We start from the raw sequence: 18,311 nt of genomic DNA on the forward strand, positions 1-18,311 counted from the left end.
TGTTTCACCTCTCAATGTTGTTACAGATATTAAAAATATAGTAAGATAAAAGAAATCTATCGTTACGGAGGAATTCCAATGCGCTATTTCAATGAAACAGAAAAAAGATTAGCTGAACGATATCACCATATGGAGCTTGGTACTTGCAAAATCTGTGAAGAATGTCACAAGAAAGAACATTTATCCTTACCGATTGGCTGCTGGTGCGTAGGTTCCGATTTTAATAAAACTTCCAAGAGAATTCTATTTGTCGGTAAAAATGCCAGAAACAATCCCGGCACGATTGAAGACGGCTTCCGCAATCCCTTTCAATATACCCGTGAATCTCTGTGGAACAAAAGCTGGCCATATTGGAGCTATACTCGTGCTATCACTCAGAGAATATTCGGTGACGATTCTATAGAACACATCGCATTTACCAATATTGTCAAATGCAACAATTCCGGAGGAAAGGATACTACCTCAGATTTTGTAAAATCCAACTGTATCCTAAACCTAAAAGTCCTTCAGCAGGAATTAAAGGTAATACATCCTACTCATATCATTTTTTATACATCTTGGTATTATGACGATTACATCCCTAACGTTTTTGACCGTTATAATATTCATTACAACGGTTTTAAAGACATTGGGAAAAGAAAAATGCCCTGGCAGGAAGCCATTTCCACCCTGGGCAATCAAACCTTTCATGTACTACGTGTCGGCCACCCACAATGCAAGAAAAAAAGCGACTTCGTCTATGAAATATCTAAGTGGCTTGAGCCTGCCTTATGACTTTATGGCAGATAGCCGTATTTTCAGCAGTTAATCCGATAATGCTGAAGATACTTTTTTATCGCGTTCTTCCATCTCATAGCGGATGAAAGCATACAGCACCTGCCGTTCGCCGTATCCCAGTTTCATGACCGCTGACGGCAGCAGGTGATGCTCCCGGAACAGGAGATACATTGCCTGCACTTCGCCATCGGTCCGGATCAGTTTTTTACGGCTTTGTCCGCCTTTTCCTGGGTCGTATAGCCGTTGAGTTCTGTGATCTGCGCTGTGAGATCAGCAATCTCACCTGCCAGGAAGAGCTTGCGGATGATGTCACCAGGAAGTACGGCCCCGAATTTTTCCAGCAGATCCTTGTTCTTGAGGTCCGGATCGGCAATCCCCGCCAGGAGCGTCTGGGTCTGCATCTGATAAATGTCGATGTTATCGGCGCTGCCGTTGGTGAAGTCCACGGCCATCTTCTGGATATCGGCGTAGCGTTCCGGGTCGATAGCCCGGAGCGTGATGATAAAATCGAATCCGAACAGCTTCGAGAGCCGTTCCATCTTCACTTTCTTTTCAGGCCGTTCGGCCAGCTTGTTCACTACATCTGCTTTCAGCAGTCGGTCTACCATATTCATGTGCTTGTTCTCCTTATGCTAAATCCAAGAGGTCCCAGTCCGAGAAAGTGAAGCTGTAGCTTTCCTCGCCCATCTTGTCCACTTCCCAGTCGGCCAGAATGAGGCTGTCAAAGGTCGCATCCTTGATGACGATGCGTTCGCTGCCTATGGCATCCTTGTCATCTAGGACGGAGACGATGGTCACGACGGTCTGCTTGCCCGCCTTAATGTTGTCGTTCATCTTCTTGATCATGTAGCTCGAGACTTTATGGAGCTTCAGCTGCCCTTTGCAGTCATAGCCCGTGACCTTGTAGCCCTTGCCGACATGGCGGAGCATCTTCACTTCTTCCTTGGTCAGGGTGACCTCGGCCTTGAAAGCCGTGGCTTCGGCCATGAGGTCGCCGTCGATATAGAGGTCGGCATACTTTCCGTTCATCACCCGTTTGGCTTCCATGCTGTTCACTGTACTTCACCTCCTCAGATATTGACGGCAATCGTGACATCTTCCATGGCATCCAGGAGCGAAGCATCTACGGCTATAAAGACATTGCTGCCGATATTGGCCATCTTGATGTCCATTTCCGACATATCCGCCAGTTCCTCTTTCGTATACTTGCCATTGGATTCCAGCCAGATCTTTGTGGATTCCACATCGATATAAGCCGTATTCTGCCCCTGCTCCAGCAGGCCCTCCTGGGCCAGCTGGTCAAGATACCCCTGGATAGCCGTCACCAGGAGGCATCGGTTGGCATAGCTGTTGGCATACTTGCCAAGGTAATGATCCTGGGCTGTGGTGCGGATATCGTCATACATCATGTCCATCAAATCGACGAGCTTGATTTTCTGGAACGATACCCCTTTGCCCTGGACCGTCGTGACCAGGGAGTTGATGCCGCGGCCCAGCTTGACCTTTTCCCCGTCAAAGAAGAAGAACAATTTGCCGGCATCCGTCATAGTATCCATTTCTTCCTTCGTCCAGACGTCGCAGCCGATGACTTCCGGCAGCGGCGCATACGTACAGGCAATGGTCATCGGCGTTCCTGCGATGATGCCCGCGATGCGCCCGCAGTACTGGGCCGTCGTGTAGGTCTTCGTTTTCGTACGGATGACTTGATTGACGAAGTTGATGACTCCTTCCGTATCCGCCGTGCAGTCCGGCAGGACGGCCTTGATGCGCTTATTCTTATTCGTCCGCATCCCCTTGATCCAGGTCGCGATAGTGTCGATGTGGTTTTCTTCGATGTCCGGGATGACTAGGTAATCGAAGCGCTTGTTCTCGATGGCCTTGAGGACATCGGTATAATCTTCTGCATCCTTGCTGATGATTTCGGCGATGACCTTCTTCGGACTGTTCACGTAGCCGCGAAGGGTCAGTTCCAGCTGCTCACGGTTGCTGTCTGAGAGTTCTTTGGGAATGTCATCTGCCGTGTACAGGTTCACTTCCGTCTGGGACGGCAGTGTCTCTTCTTTCAGAATCAGAAGGACAATACCGCGTTCGCTGCGTTCGACGGCACTGATGCCTTTTTCTTTGAACGCGATATTAATGGATGGCATTTTCATGGGTTACGTCTCCTTTCCCTGATACCGCTGATGCAGTACCTTCATGATTTCTGCCGTTTCTTCTTTTTCCCGGGCGTCATAGTACTGGAAGGTCAGCGTCAGACGCCCGCCGTCATTGTCCGTCCCCATCAGCTCCTCACTCATAGACACGACAGGGAGATAACGGTTGCCGACTTTCAGTCCGTCCCGGAATAAATTTTCCGCAGCAAAAAGCACGGCGTAGATGGCCGTGCTTTTTTCCTGCTTCTTCGGCAGATACGTAATGTAGAGGTCCGTATCCCGGTAGACCTCGTTTTCTTTCTGCGGCGTCGCTACCGTCATTGTCTTCAGGAAAAAGGCCGGCGGCGCAAAGCCTTCCTTGACTTCCTGCAAATAGACGGGGTACGGGAACCGCTCTTTGAGTTTCTGCTGCACCGCCTGCAAGATATCGATATCATGGATCATGTGCCGCCTGCTTTCTTGAGGAGCTTCTTCGTGAGTCTCTCCAGTCCCGGCTGCAAGTCGCTGGCTTCGAAGACCTTGACGGATTTCTCCGTATAGTGCTGGCCTTCATAATAGCCCACGGTCCTGCCGCCAGGTGTTTTCTTCGCATGGCCGTTATTTAAGAGGTGATGTACGGGATGCTTGTTGATCAGCTCATAGACCAGCTCGGAACCGTTGTAGCCTTCCACCTTATGCTTCCAGCCTTTCTTCAGCTTGCCCGTGCTGCCTTCCGGCGTGTTTTTTACGCACTCCTTCTTGAGCTTGTTGCCAAGCGTCACCAGGCCCTTTTCGGTAGTGCCGGGAAACTCTTCAATAGCAGAAAGCAGTTTTTCTGAAAGGTCATCCAATCCTTTGACCTCAAAGTCACTTCCGCTCATTGTCCGTCCCCCTCACTTCTTCCGTACAGTACAGTTCCAGAGCTTCATGGCGCATATACGGGTCAACTATGGTATCGATGTCGTAGAGGTGATCCTGATACTTCACCTTCATATCGTGGGTGACACCCGGACGCCAGCGAATGGTGATCTTGCTGTACTCCGTGTCCGCCTTGCGTTCCATCTCATAGAACACTTTGCCCCGGGCAGGCTCGATGGATGCCCAGCAGCGGTACACTACGACGTCGGCCTGGGTATCGAAACCATATTCATCCGTCACGGCCTGCTTTCCCAGAATCTCAATCCGTTTATTCAAAAGCCCCGTCTTCATGGGCATCCCCCTTTTCAAAAACAGCTCCGCCGGACCCCGAACAGCAGCCAGCGCAGACGTTTCAAAAGGCCTGCGTAGTCCGCTTCCTCCCGGTGCTCATATAAAAAAGCCGCAGCGAAGAGAATCGCTTCGTGAAAAACCACGGGATTCTCTTCGGCATCGGCTTCCTCGCAACGGGATATATCCAGGCAGAGGGCCTGGGCTGTTTCCAGGGAAGACTGGATGACGTCATCATTACTCGTGTCATCTTCATCAATCCGCAGGTATTCCCTGGCTTCTTCCAGCGTCACAATCATGGCTTATCCCTTCGCTTTCATCTCCAGGGCCTTGACCGCTTCCTTGAGCATCAGCATGCCATCGACGCGCTGGCTGGCAAGGAAGCCGATCTGGCCGTTGGCGGCATACAATTCGTTAAGCCGCTTGAAGGAGCGGTATTCCCTATCGGCAATCCAGTAGTAGCTGAAGTCCCCGAAGAGCATGGGACGGCTGCCCGCCGCCAGTTCCGGTGCAAAGGAAGTGCAGTAGCAGGGACGGTTCAGGATAGTATCCGGCGTACCTGCGGTGACAGACGGCTGCCAGATGTAGTTGCCGTTGTTGTCCTTCACCTTGCGCAAGGCCTTAATGGTTGCATCGTTCAGGAGCCATACGGCCTTGCGGCGGTACGGGATGCGCAGGGAGTGATACAGGTCGATGACATCATCAAAGGTGATGGATGCGCCATTGGCTATCACGCCCAGCTCCGCGGACGGGAACACGCCAGTCGGCTTGTTCTTCCCGTCACCGGTGAGGAAGGCTTCTTCTTCCTTCGTGCCGATACGGCGGGCAAATTCACCGGCAATGTAGCTTTCCAGGTCGAAAGCGCTGTCGTTCAGCAGTTCTTCCGACACACGGATAGCCGTCCCCAGCTTGTACGCCCCGATGGACTGCTGGCCGAAGGTATCCTGGCTGTCCGGGTAGAGGCCGTTCTCTTCCATCCAGGACGCTTCGCCATGACCCGTCACGATGGGAATCTTGCGGTCGCCGCTGGTGTGGATGACCGTGGCCAGGCCGCGGAAGAAATTCTCTTCCTGGAGCTTGTCGATGAGCTGGTGTTCGAATTCGTCCGGTACCAGATAGCCACCATCAGCATCGGTGCCTGCACTCAGGGCGTTCTGTACATCAATGAAGTTCTTATGGCGGATGCTGTCCCAGAAAGCCTTACGATAGGCATCGGACGCACGGCCTCTCTTTTCTGCTCCATTCTGGCCTGCGCCAGGGAGTTCAGTAATCGGCATCGTGGTCGGCTGGGACAGCTGGGCATCGAGCTGCTGCTGGCGTTCCAGGCGGTCGATTTCTTTGCCGAGGTTCACCACATCCGCTTCCATCTTGTCGTAGCGAGCCGCATCTTCTGCAGAGACCATGCCGTTTTCATCACGGACGGTATCCAGAAAATTCTTGGCGGCATCCCACAGATTCTTGCGTTTCTCACGCAGTGCTAAAATCGTATCCATTGTTGTCCTCCTTAATGAATGAGCAATGCCAGCCGGTTCTCCAGGGAAGCGGCTGGCACTTTATTGACAGGTTCACGTGGTTTTAATTTCTGTACTAACGAATTGGTGACAGTAACAGGGGTGTAAATCATGGCTTCCGGCTGCTCCCCATCGTCTTTCTTCTGGTCGAAGAGGATTTCATCGGCAAAGCCAAGTTCCACGGCCTTCTTCGCGTTGAGCCAGGTCTCGTCATCCATCATGTGCGAAATCTTCGTGCGGGCCAGGCCGCTCTTGATTTCGTAAGCGTTGATGATGCTCTCCTTGACTTCGCTCAGCATGCCGATGGTCTTTTCCATCTCTGCCTGATCGCCATAGGCCAGGGTCGCCGGATTATGGATCATCAGCATGGCCACTGGCGACATGCAGACCTTGGTCCCGGCCATAGCGATGACGGACGCAGCCGAAGCGGCCAGGCCGTCAATCTTGACGGTGACGTTCCCCGGATAATCCATGAGCATGTTATAGATTTGGGCAGCGGCAAAACAGTCACCGCCCGGACTGTTGATCCAGAGTGTGATATCGCCGCTGCCCGCATTCAGTTCTTCTTTGAATGCCTTCGGCGTTACCTCATCGCCCCACCAGGTCTCATCCGAAATCTGGCCGTCCAGATACAGCGTCCGTTCACTGCCGAAAGAATCCGGTGCTTCGTTAGTCACCCACTTCCAAAATTTATGTTTCATTCGTATCTCCCTTCTGGGCAAAAGCCCCGGCATCCTTGAGCTTGGTCATGCTGCCATTGACAAGGTATAGATTACCGCCCTCTTCATCCGACACGGGATTCATGTCTTCCATCTCCCGGATATCGTTGGCGGACAGCCAGCCGTTCTGCCGGCCGATGCTGTACCCGGTCATGCGGCTCTCATAGTCGCCGCGCATGAGACCGTTCACGTTGAACTTCAGGAAATACTGTTTCTTCTCTTCCGGCAGGAACAGGGCTTTCTGCATGGCCTGTTCCCAGCGGATGACCCATGGATCCAGCGTGTACTTCACAAATTCCATGGACTGCTGCTCAATATTATTGAAGGAACTTTTCTCCAGGTCGCCAATCATGTGTGGCGGGATGCGGTAGAGCCGGGCAATCTCATCGAGCTGGAACTTCCGTGTTTCCAGGAACTGTGCTTCTTCCGGCGGGATGCCGATCTGCTGGTACTTCATGCCTTCTTCCAGCACAGCCACCTTGTGGGCATTGCCCGTCCCCCGGTAGACGGCATTCCACGAATCCCGGACTTTGGCCGGATCCTTCAGAACGCCTGGATGTTCCAGCACCCCGCTGGGGCTGGCCCCGTTCGCAAAGAAAGAGGCACCGTATTCCTCGCAGGCCATGGTCATGCCCACGGCATTGCGGGCCATGGCAATCGGCGAATAACCGACCAGGCCGTCAAACCCAAGGCCGGGGATATGCAGCACTTCTTCCTTCTGCAGGGCCACCTGCCCGTACGGCTTGATGTTCGGATTCTCGTCTCCCGTCTTGGTATACAGATAAAAAATCTTTCCCCGGTCATCCCGGCAGACGGTCATCTTGTCCGGCCTGAGCGGGTATAGTCCCTGTACCCGCCCTAATCGGTCGCGGATGATCTGGGCGTAAGCATTGCCCCAGATGAGCAGGTGGCTCATGAGCGTTTCCCGGAAGATAAACGAAGTCATCTCCGGATTCGGCTCATCATGGAGCAGATGGTACAGCGGATGGTCATAGACCCGCTCCTTGCCGCCAGGCGTGTAACGGTACAGCTGGAGCGGCAAGGCCGCCAGAGTTTCCGCCAGGATGCGGACGCAGGCATACACTGCCGTCGTCTGCATAGCCGTGAACTCGTTCACCGTCTTGCCACTGGCAGAGGGGCCGAACAGATAACGAAAATCCGTGCCGATATAATAGTTCTGAGGCTTGTCCCGGGTACGGAACAGGCTGGATAAAAAGGGGATTCTCATAAAATACCTCCAAAAACGGGCACAAAAAAGCACCTGCCATTTTTGCAAATGTCTTTAAAATGCAATAACACCTCGTTCGTCATAGACACTGCCACTGCCAGTCCCGTTGCGGATGCAGCGGTCTAGTGCCATGATGGACGCCACGATTCCGTCAATCTTTTCGACGGATTTTTCTTTGTCCGGCTTGATGTTTCCCGCAGGATCTTGGCGCATGACGACGTTGCTGGCCATCCATTTGAGAACGGGATTGCCGCCATGGATGATGTTCCCTTCCATCAGGAGCTTGAACAGCTCCTTCGACGGCGGCGACATATCCTTGAACCCCTGGCCGAAAGGCACCATGGTGAAGCCCATATCTTCCAGGTTCTGCACCATCTGGGTGGCGTTCCAGCGGTCATAGGCGATTTCCCGTATGTGGTACGTTTCCCCCAGGCGTTCGATAAACTTCTCGATGAAGCCGTAATGGATGACGTTCCCTTCCGTCGTCTGGATGAAGCCCTGCTTCTGCCAGACGTCGTAGAGAACATGGTCCCGGCGGCACCGCAGTTCCAGCGTGTCTTCCGGCAGCCAGAAGAAAGGCAACAGGATGTATTTCTCATCATCGCTCCGTGGCGGGAAAGCCAGTACCAGGGCCGTGATATCCGATGTACTGGACAAGTCCAGCCCGCCGTAGCACATCCGTCCCCGCAGGGAATCCAGGTCAATGGGAAGGCTCCCCTTGTCGTAGACCTGTTCCGGTATCCAGCGGATGCTGGCCGAAGTCCAGATATTGAGCCGGAGCTGCTTAAAGACATTCTCTTCCGCCGGATTTTCGACAGCATTCCGATAGGCTTCCCGGACGCGATCAATCTGAATGGTATGCCCCAGAGAAGGATTGGCTTTGTACCAATTGGCTTCATCCGTCCAGTCTTCCTCATGTTCCAGGCCATAGACCACGGGGTAAAAGGTGGAATCTTTCTTTCGGCCCGCCATCAAGTCAAGGGCCTTTGTGTGCAACTCATAGCAGATACTGTTCTTGTCGTTGCCCGCCGTCGTGATGATGAAGAAGAGCGGCTGCTCCCGGGCATCGCCGGAGCCTTTGGTCAGGACATCATAGAGCTTGCGGTTCGGCTGGGCGTGGATTTCGTCAAAGACCAGGCCCGACACATTGAGTCCGTGTTTGGTCCCGGTTTCCGCCGACAGCACCTGGTAGAACCCGGCGTTGCGATAATTGATGATGCGCTTGCCCGCCGTCCGTATCTTGGAGCGGCGCATCAGGGCCGGACTCATCTCGACCATCTGCCGTGCCACATCAAAGACAATGGAAGCCTGGTTGCGGTCACAGGCCGCACCATACACTTCGGCACTCGGCTCGTTATCGGCATAAAGAAGGTACAGGGCGATGGCTGCAGCCAGCTCGCTTTTCCCGTTCTTCTTTGGAATCTCTATATAGGCCGTCAGGAACTGCCGCTTCCCGTTTTCCTTGACGATGCCGAAGAGATCACGCACAATCTGTTCCTGCCACGGCAGGAGCAGGAACGGCTGCCCGGCCCATTTGCCTTTGGTATGACAGAGATGCTCGATGAAGGCAACCGCCCTGTCGGCCTTGTCCTTGTCGTAATGGGAATCCGGCAGCATGAACGCTGACGGCTTATATACAAATGCCAAACTTGTCACCCCCTTAACAGCAGTTCCATTTCATCCGTTTCTTTTTCTGCCCCGTTCTCTTCCCCAACTATGCGGCTCCGGGCTGACGGGGTCAGGCCAAACTGCTCACAGAATTTCAGCATGATCTTGAGGTTCGTCTGGGCAATGGCTACCTGCGGTACCTGCTGCAGGTAGCCGTTCGGCGTCCGCACCATATCCCCATGCTGGGTGATGAACTCTTCCGCTCCTTTCCATCGGGCATATGCCTGGCAGTACCCGGCAAAGGCCATCATATCCAGGTTGGTCAGCATCCCCATCTCAGCAAGGACTTTCCCCAGCCGCTTCCATTCTTTCTTGGCGTCATCTTCCAGCCAGTCCGGGCAGCGAGGGAGCCGTCCCTTTAGCATGGGTTCCTTCTTATTGAGGGGACGATGGCCGGGATTGCCTTCCAGCACCTTGAGCGCCGTCGGCTTCGGTTTTCTTCCTCGTACAGCCAATGGCGCTCACCTCCCAATAAAAAAGCCCTTGCGGGCTGTACGACAGAGGGGACCGCATCTGCGTTCCCCTCGGGTTCTCTTTTTTAATTCTTCATGACCCATTCGATGGCGTGGCCATTGTCTTCGAACAGTTCGACGCTGACTGCCTATCCGATATTTATGCATCTTATTCGATGACTTCCCATTCGTCGGTTCCGGGTATCAGCCCAAGACTGCTGCCTGTATCCCACTGTACATGGATGGTTCCAGCATCATCGACGAACTGGACGGTGCCTTCAGTTCCCTTGGGCGGAGCTTGCCTGTCATCCATGGCGATAAGCCGGAGCCGCGTTCCTTCCATCCGTTCCCGGCTGTGCCGCAGGCCGGCTCGCAGGATAGACAGGTCGAAACCGAACCTGCGGTAATCCCGCTCCATGTTCTGATAATACCAGTCCTCCGGAATACCGAACCGCCGGTCTTCGTGCATGATGTACACAAGACCGCTGATGATGCCGTCATCTGTTTCCACATCCACTTCTTTTTTATAATAGAACCGCGGGAAGCCTTCATAGGCATCGAGCCGCCGTTCATCCGCCGGAGAAATGCGCCAGAAAACAACCGGCACGAAGGCATCCGCCTTCTTCTCGATAGTGGCGTAACATCCTGTCAGAGAACCTTTGAAGAGGAGTTCATAGCCCCGGATTCGGCCCGTCCCTGAAAGAACGGCGTCAGGACACCGTCTTGCCATCTGTACTTCACTCATGTTGCTGCCGTAGGCAATGTAGATTCTTTGTTTCATCGCTCTCATCCTTTCTGAAGGGATTACCCTTCTACCACCCCAAGGGCAGCCGAAGCTGCCCGTAAGGCTATCCCCTTCAAGCGGCGGCATTGCGCCATGCGGAATTGCCCGTGAGGTGTTTCAGGAAGTGGAGCCGGCAGGTCTTGAACTCGTCACCGATGAGTCCGAGCCGGAGCATCCAGCACCGGAAAGCGTATTTCTCATTGTCCGTTTCGGTCTTTCGGGCCGAGGCTTTCTTCTGGGCCAGGGCCTGATGAGCGACGGCCAGGCAGAACTGAATGTATGCCTTGATTTCCCCAGCGTGGAGTGTCCCGTTGAAAAGCCGGAACTCGACGGTTCCTTTGGTGAAGGTGGCATGCAGGTTCAGCCCGTGGTAGCGGGTGCTGTTGTAATGATGGTTCCGTCCGTAGGGTGCTTCCTGATACCAGAGGTCGGCGATGCCGTCCAGCGTGTCCGGCTTTTTCCGGTTGAGATCCTTCAGGAAGGTGGTGTTCGTTTTCCGGCAGTATCGGTTTTCCCGCGAGGGGTTGATCTGGAGGGCGCGGTAAATCATGTCTTCTTTGCTCGCCATAATGTTCACCAGGTTCCGTAGGGTCTTTGCCGTGAAGCGTTCGGCCCCGACGTGAATGTGGATGCCGCAGGATTTATTGGCAAAGGCCCCGGCCTTGCGTAGCATCCGCACCAGTTCCTGCAGCTTCGGGATGTCTTCGTAGGAAAGAATGGGACTGACCACTTCCGTGCGGTAGAAGCTGGAAGCATCTGTAATGTTTCCGTTCACCTTCTTCTGTGGAACCAGGCTGGAGTCGTTCATGGCTTTCCATTTCCGTCCCTGTTCATCCCTTGCGGTGTAGGTATCGTAGGCTCCGCCTTCATGCCGACTTTCCGTCCCGAAGAAGCGGGCCATGAGGCTGGCGGCCCGGCTTCTTGTAATCCCTGTCATTTCCATTTCGATGCCAAAGTGCAGTGTTTTCATAATCCTCTCTGTCCTTTCTATGTGTGCGTGTGTTCTTTTGGTACACTATATATCACTCTAAAGGCACACAATAGCAAGTCATTTTGAGAATAATTATGAATTAAATTGAAAATTTATGGGTTCTGATGCCGGCGTTCCTTCTGCTTTCTGGCATGAGCCTTGGCTTCTTCTTCCGTGCGGAAGGCACTCCATCCCTTCAGGCCTTTCAGCAGGGCCATGCGCGATTCGTGGCTGGCCTTGGTCCCCATGCCGATGCGCAGGAGCCACATCCGCAGGTAGTACTTCTCGTTTTCAGGCTTCCGTGTGTCAGCCTGAACCCGTTTCGCTTTTTTCGCTGCGCTGACCATGAAGGCCGCTAGTTCAATCAGGGCGCGGTTCTTCACAGCATTGCCGGTTGCGGCAATGCAGAATGTCACCGTATCTGCCGCAATCCAGAAGCCCCGCCCTTCCTTGCGATAGTTCTGATAGATGGCAAAGAAGGAAGTCTGGTCGGTACCAGGTTCTTCTTTCAAGTCTTCCACCAGCCTGTCCGGCACATGGATGTTTTCATGTCCTGCCGCCCGGTTCAGCAGGTACTGCTGGGCGTGGAGCATGAAGACCAGGTTGCGGAGCTGCGCACCGTCCATGCCATCAATGGGAACCTTGATTTCCATCCTGTCCGGATGCGGCAGTGCGTCCAATCCTGGCGTTTCATCCTGCTCCAGCGGCTCTTGCGGCACTTCGGGTTCCGTTCCTTCTGCCGGTTCCGGATGCGGAAGGATTCCTGCTTCCTGCAGGAAAGCCGTGATGGCGGCTTCTGTCTTTTCATCATCGCATTCGATATCGCCGCTGCGAAGGATGCGGAACCCCCGCCCTTCGTAGGCAAAGGCCGGCGTCCCCGTATAGCGGAGCTTTTCGTTATGGTTGAAGGGAATCAGCCTTCTGGCCAGTTCCTTGCGGTCGTTCAGGTTCGTCTGGATTGTCATGGTCTATGTACCTCCTTGTTTTGCTAGTACATATATCACTCTGAACGCCGATAATAGCAAATCATTTTTGCATCTTTTTCTCAAAGAAGCAGGCAATGCCGGCCAAGACGAAATACACGCAGGGAAGGGCGACACCGTTGCCCCACATCTTGTATTCCGCAGAATCCCGGTACGGTTCCTTCAGCCATTTGATAATCTGGTTCCGGGTCTTGGGCTTTGTCTTTTTCCCCAGGGCTTTCCGATGGGTCTCAAAGACATCGCTCCAAAAGCGGATGTCTTCTTCAGACGGGTTCCCTGTTTCCAGATGGCTGCACCACCAGTCCGGGAATCCCTGGAGCCTTGCACATTCTGCCGGCATCAGGCGGCGGACACGAGCATGGCTGTTGATGAGCGGCGGATCTTTATAATCCGTAGCTACCAGGGAACTGGCCATTTCCTTCGCCGCCCGTGTGAAGTGGGAATTCTTGCTGGCACTATAGGTCAGCTCCACCACAGCGATGCCGCCCTGGTTGCTCCCCGGTACATTTCCCGAACGGTCGACGGTCCGGCAGGTATCGCTCTCATAGATATGGTTCCGCATATTGCGGGTGCCGTCCGAGGTCTGCCGTACATCATAGGTTTTCTTTTCTCTGTTGCCCCCGCCCTGCAGGATCAGCGGCTGGTTGTTGCCGCCCGTCCCGTACCGCGCCGTGAGTGATGGGTTCACAGAGAGCGGCCCCTTGTACCGGGCATCGGCTCCATGGTTCTCAAACACCGGACCCGGCAGATTGACGATGACCGGAGGATGATGGGCTTCTGCCCGTAAGGTGTTCGTCCGCTCTTCCGTCACATCCATTCGGATGCCGCCCTGGTCATTCAGGCAGATTGTGCCTGCCGTTCCAGGGCCAGGCGCAAGACGTCCGGCAGCACCCTGCCATGCTCGGAAGCCCTGCGCAGAATACCCTGACAGGCCCTCGGACTCAAATAGAACCTTTCCGGCACTTTGTCCATTAAAATCTGCGACAAGGTAGATGCGCTTTCTTCGCTGGGGGACGCCCCAGTATTGGGCATCGAGGACGCGCCAGGCCACAGAGTACCCGTTTCCCAGGATGCATCCCGCAGGCTGCCATCTGGCACAGCCAGCCACTGAAACCGCAGGGTCTTTGATGCGGCAGATTTCTTCAAGGACCGTCCGGAAGTCCTCTCCCTTGTTGCTGGAGAAAGCCCCAGGGACATTCTCCCACACGATATATCTTGGATATTGTCCATTCGTTTCTTCCCTCATTTCCTTCACGATGCGCACTGCCTGATAGAACAGCGAGGACTGCGAACCGCCAAGGCCATCCCTTTTTCCGGCAATCGACATATCCTGGCAGGGACTGCCGAAGGTAATGATGTCTACCGGCTCGATTTGTGCGCCGTTTATGGCACTCACATCGCCGTAATGCTTCACAGATGGCAGCCGTCTCGTCGTCACGCGGATGGGGAACGGCTCGATTTCCGAGTTCCATACAGGACGGATGCCCGCCAGGATGGCGCCCAGTTCAAAACCGCCGCTCCCGGAGAACAGGCTGCCCAGCTTAATCTGTTCCATCATCTGCCACCTCCGCATACGGGATTTTCTCGTCCCCGCGCAGGACAAACACACCCGCGTCCCCATATTCACTGATGTAGCGCCTGACGATGACGTCGACGAACTTCTCGTCCAGCTCGATGCCGTAACAGATGCGGCCCGTCTGCTGGCAGGCCATGAGCGTAGAACCGGAACCGAGGAACGGGTCCAGGATGATGCAGTGGCTCATGGATGAATTCTGTATAGGGTACGCCATCAGGGCTATAGGCTTCATGGTGGGATGCTCTTTGCTGGCTTTCGGCCGGTCGTATTCCCAGATGGTCGTCTGTTTGCGGTCGGAATACCATTGATGCCTGCCGTTCAGCTTCCAGCCAAAAAGGCACGGTTCATGCTGCCATTGATACGGGCTACGTCCCAGTACCAGGGCGTTCTTCTTCCAGATGCAGCAGCCAGACAAGTAGAATCCTGCGTCCTTGAATGCCTTGCGGAAGTTCAGCCCCTGGGTATCTGCGTGGAATACATAGATGGAAGCATCCTGCTCCATGTTCTGTTCCATATTGACAAAGGCCGCGAAAAGGAACTGGTAGAACTTGTCATCCGGCATATTGTCGTTCTTGATCTTGCCGGCTGTTTCTTCCACATCGACGTTATACGGCGGATCCGTCAGCACCATGTTGGCCTTCTTCCCCGCCATCAGCCGTTCATAGGTTTCCGGCAGCGTCGCATCGCCACAGATGACGCGGTGGTCACCCAGGAGCCAGATATCTCCCGCACGGGCGACAGTCGGCTTTGCCAGTTCGCCGTCGACATCAAAGTCATCTTCCTTGATTTTCTTGTTGTACACTTTCGAGAAGAGCTGCTCGACTTCCGGTGCTTCAAAGCCCGTCAGGTCGACGTTGAAGTCGACGCTCTGCAAATCGACGATAAGGTCGGCCAGGAGCTGTTCGTTCCAGGCACCCGTGATTTTGTTGAGCGCAATGTTGAGCGCCTTGACCTTATGCTCATCCTCGATATGGACAACGACACACTGGACTTCTTCGTAGCCCAGGTTCTTCAGTACGGTCAGGCGCTGATGCCCGCCGATGACCGTCATGTCGTAATTGACGATGATGGGTTCCACATAGCCAAACTCCTGAATGGACTTCTTGATTTTCTCGTATTCCTTGTCGCCAGGCTTCAGCTGCTTCCTGGGGTTATATGCCGCAGGCTTCAGCTGGCCGATGGGCAGCATCTTCCATTCCATATCCGATGTCTTCACACGCTTGCTCCTCTCTGAAGGCAGCCGCCACCGCTCTGCCGTAACCGGCGAGGTGGTGCCACCTGCAATAATTCCGTACGCTGTCCCGTGACAGCTTGGTCTTTCTGGCGATGGCCTTGTAGCCCATCCCCTGCTTCCGCATGTCTTCTATCTGCCGGCGCTGGCAGTCGTTCATGACAGGCTCCTTTCACACAACAAAAAAGCTCCGGGCCAAATAGCCTGGAGCAGATGATTCGATTTTAGATGCCGGGTATCCCCCCTTATGAATTTCGCGTTTTTTCACGTTTGAGGGGGCGACGGTCATGGACGGAAGGGCTGCAGAGATTTGCATCCCCCCGCCCTACGGACGGATTCAGTACTTGTACTCGATGTTCCGGTCTTCGGTCATCGTCTTATGGTCATGGCAGCTCTTGCAAAGGGGCTGCCAGTTCGTTTCGTCCCAGAACAGTTTCTCATCACCGCGATGCGGTTTGATATGGTCAACGACCGTTGCCGGGACGAGACGGCCTTTTGCTTCGCAGCGAATGCACCAGGGATGACGTTTCAGGAAAAACTTCCTGGCCTTCTGCCACTCCCATCCGTAGCCACGTGTTTCTGCATCAGCCCGTTCCCCCTGGCACTGCCGTTCATGTTCCTCACAATATTTTCTTCCATACGGCACCAGCCTGGGGCAGCCCGGATATTTGCAGGGCGTCTTCGGTCTTCTGGGCATTTACATCATCTCCGGCATCAAAAAAGGACCGATGGCGTTCAAGCCTCGGCCCTTCATTCTTTTCTTGCTGATTATAGTATATCTTACAGAAGCCAGTGACATCAAGTGCTGCTTTAGTGACATTCAGTGACATTCGCCAGAAATCTCGATGTGTTTCAGGGCTTCGTCATGCAGGCGGTACACCTGGCGGACATGAAGTCCGAGGGCATCGGCAATGGATGCCCAGTCTTTAAAGGCCAAGTAGCGGAGTTCCAGGATGACCCGTTCCCGGGCATCCGGAATCCGGCTGATGGCTTTCATGATATCTACCTTGAGTTCGATCAGGCCGTCGATGGCTTCATCCACTTCATGCTCCATATCCATCATACGGGCGATGGTTTCTTCCAGACGGTGCGGATTGGGTGTCCCGCTTGGCGGCACCGGGCTGAGTGTCGATGACGCCTTGATAGCCAGCTGCCGCAAAGACGATACCTGCTCCAGCTTGCTGTCTATCTGTATGTTGATGTTCCGTGCCTGTTCCAGGTACGCCTTGGCTTCCATACGCTTTTCTTCTCCTTCTGTTTCCTGTTTCATAGTATACCCCCATTTTCTGTTTCCGTCATGCCCAGGTCAGCCTTTACGGCTTCAATCAGTGCGGCCTGGGTTCCGTCTTTGTGTTTCAAGACGTTCAGGATGCGTTCGTCAATCGTGTCCTTGGCTACGATGTGCTGTATGATGACCGTCTTGTCCGCCTGCCCCTGCCGCCAGAGCCGGGCGTTGGTCTGCTGGTACAGCTCCAGGCTCCAGGTCAGGCCGAACCAGATCAGGATGGAACCGCCTTGCTGCAGGTTCAGGCCGTGTCCGGCAGAAGCTGGATGGATGAGGGCCACAGGAATCTTTCCTGCGTTCCAGTCGGCGAAATCCTGCGGCTCCTTCAGTTCCCTGGCTTCCATCCGCTCCCGGATGCGGTCCTTATCGTGCTTGAACCAGTACGCCACCAGGACAGACTTCCCGTTGGCACTTTCTACCAGGTCTTCCAGGGCTTCCAGTTTACGGTCATGGATATTCACGACGTTCTTGTCATCTGTGTAAATGGCGCCGTTCGCCATCTGCGAAAGCTTCAGGGTAAGCGACGCGGCATTGGCAGAGGTGACCTCGCCGTCTGGAAGCTTCAGTACCAGGGACTTCTTCAGCTCATCGTACCGTTTCTTTTCCGTTTCACTCAAGCGGACCTCTTTCGCTACGCTCACCAGTTCCGGCATCTCCAGATAATCTGTTGCCTTCATGGACACAGTGATGTCGGCAATCTGGTGATAGATGGCTTCTTCCGCTCCCGGCAGTGGCTTGTAGGAATACACCACCATGCCGTTGCGTTTGTCCGGCTGGAAGTAGAGGTTCCGGTACTGGCTGATATATCTTCCCAGCCGCTCTCCCATATCCAGGATGCGGAACTCAGCCCAGAGGTCCATCAAACCATTGCCGCTGGGCGTCCCTGTAAGGCCGACGATGCGTTTCACTTTAGGACGCAGGGCCTTCATGGCACGGAACCGCTTCGACTGGTGGTTCTTGAAACTCGACAGCTCGTCCAGAACGACCATATCGAAATCCAGGCGGCTGTTCTCATAGAGCCAGGCCAGGTTCTCGCGGTTCACGATATAGATATCCGCATCCTGCTGCAAAGCCCGCCGCCGTTCTGCCACGGTTCCCACGACCACACTGCAGGTCAGCTCTTTCAGGTGATTCCACTTCCTGAGTTCATCCGGCCAGGTGTCTCTCGCCACCCGCAGCGGAGCTACCACCAGCACCCGCTTAACTTCAAAGGCATCATACATGAGGTCACGGATGGCTGTCAGCGTTGTCACCGTCTTGCCAAGGCCCATGTCTAGGAACAGGGCTGTAATGGGATGGGACTTGATGTATTCGATGGCGTATTTCTGATAATCATGCGGCATGAACTTCATGCACCTCCGCCCCCTTTCCCATCAGGCATGTGGGCGATAGCCTTCAGGACTGCGGGAATATCCTCCATGGCATCCAGGACGAATACCTGGTAGCCCAGCCGTCGCAACATGGCATGGCGCTTCAGCTGCAGCGGCCTTGGCTTCTGCCCCGGCGCCTTTACTTCCACAAAGCCCATCTTCCCATCAGCCAATAGAATCAAGCGGTCCGGCATACCTGCAAATGATGGCGAAACAAGCTTCACTGCCTTACCGCCAGCCTTCTCCGTTTCCATCACCAGGTGGTGTTCGATTACTTTCTCTCGCATATTACTCACCCCTTTTTTATAGGGGTGCAGGTCGGTGAAGGTCGTTTCATAAACTTCCCTTAAAGACATTTTTTCTATTTTTCAGCCCTAAAGGGGGTTTATATATTGACCTGCACCGACCTGCACACTTCC

The 18,311-nt window shown here is 54.1% G+C and carries 24 protein-coding genes; 1 reads left to right on the forward strand and 23 read right to left on the reverse strand.

Features of this window, described 5'->3' with window-relative positions; all coding sequences use genetic code 11:
• Nucleotides 1-78 precede the first annotated feature (78 nt).
• Complete coding sequence (locus tag ACTUHY_RS04085; RefSeq protein WP_014128570.1) at nucleotides 79-774, forward strand: hypothetical protein; 696 nt, start codon at nucleotides 79-81, stop codon at nucleotides 772-774.
• Nucleotides 775-804: 30 nt separating this feature from the next.
• On the opposite strand, the gene ACTUHY_RS04090 is transcribed toward ACTUHY_RS04085, so the two are convergent.
• The 23 genes from ACTUHY_RS04090 to ACTUHY_RS04200 all read right to left on the reverse strand — a co-directional run bounded on the left by ACTUHY_RS04090 (nucleotide 805) and on the right by ACTUHY_RS04200 (nucleotide 18,179).
• On the reverse strand, nucleotides 805-957 hold the full coding sequence (locus tag ACTUHY_RS04090) for a hypothetical protein (protein ID WP_179286728.1): 153 nt from the start codon (nucleotides 955-957) through the stop codon (nucleotides 805-807).
• 17 nt (nucleotides 958-974) lie between these two features.
• The gene (locus ACTUHY_RS04095; protein ID WP_014128572.1) at nucleotides 975-1,391 is read right to left on the reverse strand and encodes a phage tail assembly chaperone; all 417 of its coding nucleotides are present in this window, start codon (nucleotides 1,389-1,391) and stop codon (nucleotides 975-977) included.
• Between the two features lie 13 nt (nucleotides 1,392-1,404).
• Complete coding sequence (locus ACTUHY_RS04100; protein ID WP_014128573.1) at nucleotides 1,405-1,824, reverse strand: phage tail tube protein; 420 nt, start codon at nucleotides 1,822-1,824, stop codon at nucleotides 1,405-1,407.
• A gap of 23 nt (nucleotides 1,825-1,847) precedes the next feature.
• Entirely contained in the window at nucleotides 1,848-2,924 is a 1,077-nt protein-coding gene (locus ACTUHY_RS04105) for a phage tail sheath subtilisin-like domain-containing protein (RefSeq protein ID WP_442826702.1), read from the reverse strand.
• 9 nt (nucleotides 2,925-2,933) lie between these two features.
• Nucleotides 2,934-3,374: a phage tail terminator family protein gene (locus ACTUHY_RS04110; RefSeq protein ID WP_014128575.1), complete on the reverse strand. Its 441-nt coding sequence runs from the start codon at nucleotides 3,372-3,374 to the stop codon at nucleotides 2,934-2,936.
• Entirely contained in the window at nucleotides 3,371-3,790 is a 420-nt protein-coding gene (locus ACTUHY_RS04115; protein ID WP_014128576.1) for an HK97 gp10 family phage protein, read from the reverse strand. The genes ACTUHY_RS04110 and ACTUHY_RS04115 overlap by 4 nt, the downstream gene beginning before the upstream one ends.
• The gene (locus ACTUHY_RS04120; RefSeq protein ID WP_014128577.1) at nucleotides 3,777-4,124 is read right to left on the reverse strand and encodes a phage head closure protein; all 348 of its coding nucleotides are present in this window, start codon (nucleotides 4,122-4,124) and stop codon (nucleotides 3,777-3,779) included. The genes ACTUHY_RS04115 and ACTUHY_RS04120 overlap by 14 nt, the downstream gene beginning before the upstream one ends.
• Before the next feature lie 8 nt (nucleotides 4,125-4,132).
• Nucleotides 4,133-4,414: a head-tail connector protein gene (locus ACTUHY_RS04125; RefSeq protein ID WP_014128578.1), complete on the reverse strand. Its 282-nt coding sequence runs from the start codon at nucleotides 4,412-4,414 to the stop codon at nucleotides 4,133-4,135.
• Between the two features lie 3 nt (nucleotides 4,415-4,417).
• A complete protein-coding gene (locus ACTUHY_RS04130; protein ID WP_014128579.1) occupies nucleotides 4,418-5,608 on the reverse strand; it encodes a phage major capsid protein in 1,191 nt (396 codons plus the stop codon).
• 11 nt (nucleotides 5,609-5,619) lie between these two features.
• A complete protein-coding gene (locus ACTUHY_RS04135) occupies nucleotides 5,620-6,327 on the reverse strand; it encodes a head maturation protease, ClpP-related (protein ID WP_021841993.1) in 708 nt (235 codons plus the stop codon).
• Nucleotides 6,317-7,573 carry a phage portal protein gene (locus ACTUHY_RS04140; RefSeq protein WP_021841994.1) on the reverse strand — a complete coding sequence of 419 codons (1,257 nt, stop codon included), beginning with the start codon at nucleotides 7,571-7,573 and terminating at the stop codon, nucleotides 6,317-6,319. Before ACTUHY_RS04140 ends, ACTUHY_RS04135 begins: the two co-directional genes overlap by 11 nt.
• Before the next feature lie 54 nt (nucleotides 7,574-7,627).
• On the reverse strand, nucleotides 7,628-9,190 hold the full coding sequence (locus tag ACTUHY_RS04145) for a terminase large subunit (protein WP_302358483.1): 1,563 nt from the start codon (nucleotides 9,188-9,190) through the stop codon (nucleotides 7,628-7,630).
• 35 nt (nucleotides 9,191-9,225) lie between these two features.
• Nucleotides 9,226-9,696, reverse strand: coding sequence for a phage terminase small subunit P27 family (locus tag ACTUHY_RS04150; protein ID WP_296333841.1), 471 nt, complete (start codon nucleotides 9,694-9,696; stop codon nucleotides 9,226-9,228).
• A 166-nt stretch (nucleotides 9,697-9,862) separates the two neighbouring features.
• A complete protein-coding gene (locus ACTUHY_RS04155) occupies nucleotides 9,863-10,474 on the reverse strand; it encodes a DUF4314 domain-containing protein (RefSeq protein WP_021840404.1) in 612 nt (203 codons plus the stop codon).
• A 76-nt stretch (nucleotides 10,475-10,550) separates the two neighbouring features.
• A complete protein-coding gene (locus tag ACTUHY_RS04160; RefSeq protein ID WP_296309165.1) occupies nucleotides 10,551-11,447 on the reverse strand; it encodes an amidoligase family protein in 897 nt (298 codons plus the stop codon).
• A 113-nt stretch (nucleotides 11,448-11,560) separates the two neighbouring features.
• Nucleotides 11,561-12,412 (reverse strand): hypothetical protein, encoded by an 852-nt coding sequence (locus ACTUHY_RS04165; protein WP_296333843.1) that lies wholly within the window; start codon nucleotides 12,410-12,412, stop codon nucleotides 11,561-11,563.
• Nucleotides 12,413-12,473: 61 nt separating this feature from the next.
• On the reverse strand, nucleotides 12,474-13,985 hold the full coding sequence (locus ACTUHY_RS04170) for a DNA cytosine methyltransferase (protein ID WP_366377292.1): 1,512 nt from the start codon (nucleotides 13,983-13,985) through the stop codon (nucleotides 12,474-12,476).
• The gene (locus ACTUHY_RS04175) at nucleotides 13,972-15,207 is read right to left on the reverse strand and encodes a site-specific DNA-methyltransferase (RefSeq protein ID WP_302358478.1); all 1,236 of its coding nucleotides are present in this window, start codon (nucleotides 15,205-15,207) and stop codon (nucleotides 13,972-13,974) included. Before ACTUHY_RS04175 ends, ACTUHY_RS04170 begins: the two co-directional genes overlap by 14 nt.
• Complete coding sequence (locus ACTUHY_RS04180) at nucleotides 15,158-15,397, reverse strand: hypothetical protein (protein ID WP_021840399.1); 240 nt, start codon at nucleotides 15,395-15,397, stop codon at nucleotides 15,158-15,160. Before ACTUHY_RS04180 ends, ACTUHY_RS04175 begins: the two co-directional genes overlap by 50 nt.
• A 177-nt stretch (nucleotides 15,398-15,574) precedes the next feature.
• Entirely contained in the window at nucleotides 15,575-15,934 is a 360-nt protein-coding gene (locus tag ACTUHY_RS04185) for an HNH endonuclease (protein WP_442826703.1), read from the reverse strand.
• 123 nt (nucleotides 15,935-16,057) lie between these two features.
• Nucleotides 16,058-16,507 (reverse strand): ArpU family phage packaging/lysis transcriptional regulator, encoded by a 450-nt coding sequence (locus tag ACTUHY_RS04190; protein ID WP_442826704.1) that lies wholly within the window; start codon nucleotides 16,505-16,507, stop codon nucleotides 16,058-16,060.
• The gene (locus ACTUHY_RS04195; RefSeq protein WP_442826705.1) at nucleotides 16,504-17,874 is read right to left on the reverse strand and encodes an SNF2-related protein; all 1,371 of its coding nucleotides are present in this window, start codon (nucleotides 17,872-17,874) and stop codon (nucleotides 16,504-16,506) included. The genes ACTUHY_RS04190 and ACTUHY_RS04195 overlap by 4 nt, the downstream gene beginning before the upstream one ends.
• A complete protein-coding gene (locus tag ACTUHY_RS04200; protein WP_021840396.1) occupies nucleotides 17,871-18,179 on the reverse strand; it encodes a VRR-NUC domain-containing protein in 309 nt (102 codons plus the stop codon). Before ACTUHY_RS04200 ends, ACTUHY_RS04195 begins: the two co-directional genes overlap by 4 nt.
• Nucleotides 18,180-18,311: the final 132 nt, after the last annotated feature.

The sequence above is a fragment of the Acidaminococcus nyctereutis genome (genome assembly GCF_052216985.1).
Lineage (GTDB): Bacteria > Bacillota > Negativicutes > Acidaminococcales > Acidaminococcaceae > Acidaminococcus > Acidaminococcus fermentans_A.

Excerpts from the sequence above, each read along its gene's own strand:
- ACTUHY_RS04140 (WP_021841994.1), bottom strand. The coding sequence starts at position 7,573 with ATGAGAATCCCCTTTTTATCCAGCCTGTTCCGTACCCGGGACAAGCCT.
- ACTUHY_RS04125 (WP_014128578.1), bottom strand. The coding sequence starts at position 4,414 with ATGATTGTGACGCTGGAAGAAGCCAGGGAATACCTGCGGATTGATGAA.
- ACTUHY_RS04130 (WP_014128579.1), bottom strand. The coding sequence starts at position 5,608 with ATGGATACGATTTTAGCACTGCGTGAGAAACGCAAGAATCTGTGGGAT.
- ACTUHY_RS04145 (WP_302358483.1), bottom strand. The coding sequence starts at position 9,190 with ATGCTGCCGGATTCCCATTACGACAAGGACAAGGCCGACAGGGCGGTT.
- ACTUHY_RS04100 (WP_014128573.1), bottom strand. The coding sequence starts at position 1,824 with ATGGAAGCCAAACGGGTGATGAACGGAAAGTATGCCGACCTCTATATC.
- ACTUHY_RS04160 (WP_296309165.1), bottom strand. The coding sequence starts at position 11,447 with ATGAAAACACTGCACTTTGGCATCGAAATGGAAATGACAGGGATTACA.
- ACTUHY_RS04115 (WP_014128576.1), bottom strand. The coding sequence starts at position 3,790 with ATGAGCGGAAGTGACTTTGAGGTCAAAGGATTGGATGACCTTTCAGAA.
- ACTUHY_RS04195 (WP_442826705.1), bottom strand. The coding sequence starts at position 17,874 with ATGAAGTTCATGCCGCATGATTATCAGAAATACGCCATCGAATACATC.
- ACTUHY_RS04170 (WP_366377292.1), bottom strand. The coding sequence starts at position 13,985 with ATGGAACAGATTAAGCTGGGCAGCCTGTTCTCCGGGAGCGGCGGTTTT.
- ACTUHY_RS04175 (WP_302358478.1), bottom strand. The coding sequence starts at position 15,207 with ATGGAATGGAAGATGCTGCCCATCGGCCAGCTGAAGCCTGCGGCATAT.
- ACTUHY_RS04085 (WP_014128570.1), top strand. The coding sequence starts at position 79 with ATGCGCTATTTCAATGAAACAGAAAAAAGATTAGCTGAACGATATCAC.
- ACTUHY_RS04110 (WP_014128575.1), bottom strand. The coding sequence starts at position 3,374 with ATGATCCATGATATCGATATCTTGCAGGCGGTGCAGCAGAAACTCAAA.
- ACTUHY_RS04155 (WP_021840404.1), bottom strand. The coding sequence starts at position 10,474 with ATGAAACAAAGAATCTACATTGCCTACGGCAGCAACATGAGTGAAGTA.
- ACTUHY_RS04105 (WP_442826702.1), bottom strand. The coding sequence starts at position 2,924 with ATGCCATCCATTAATATCGCGTTCAAAGAAAAAGGCATCAGTGCCGTC.
- ACTUHY_RS04165 (WP_296333843.1), bottom strand. The coding sequence starts at position 12,412 with ATGACAATCCAGACGAACCTGAACGACCGCAAGGAACTGGCCAGAAGG.
- ACTUHY_RS04185 (WP_442826703.1), bottom strand. The coding sequence starts at position 15,934 with ATGCCCAGAAGACCGAAGACGCCCTGCAAATATCCGGGCTGCCCCAGG.
- ACTUHY_RS04190 (WP_442826704.1), bottom strand. The coding sequence starts at position 16,507 with ATGAAACAGGAAACAGAAGGAGAAGAAAAGCGTATGGAAGCCAAGGCG.
- ACTUHY_RS04120 (WP_014128577.1), bottom strand. The coding sequence starts at position 4,124 with ATGCCCATGAAGACGGGGCTTTTGAATAAACGGATTGAGATTCTGGGA.
- ACTUHY_RS04180 (WP_021840399.1), bottom strand. The coding sequence starts at position 15,397 with ATGAACGACTGCCAGCGCCGGCAGATAGAAGACATGCGGAAGCAGGGG.
- ACTUHY_RS04135 (WP_021841993.1), bottom strand. The coding sequence starts at position 6,327 with ATGAAACATAAATTTTGGAAGTGGGTGACTAACGAAGCACCGGATTCT.
- ACTUHY_RS04095 (WP_014128572.1), bottom strand. The coding sequence starts at position 1,391 with ATGAATATGGTAGACCGACTGCTGAAAGCAGATGTAGTGAACAAGCTG.
- ACTUHY_RS04200 (WP_021840396.1), bottom strand. The coding sequence starts at position 18,179 with ATGCGAGAGAAAGTAATCGAACACCACCTGGTGATGGAAACGGAGAAG.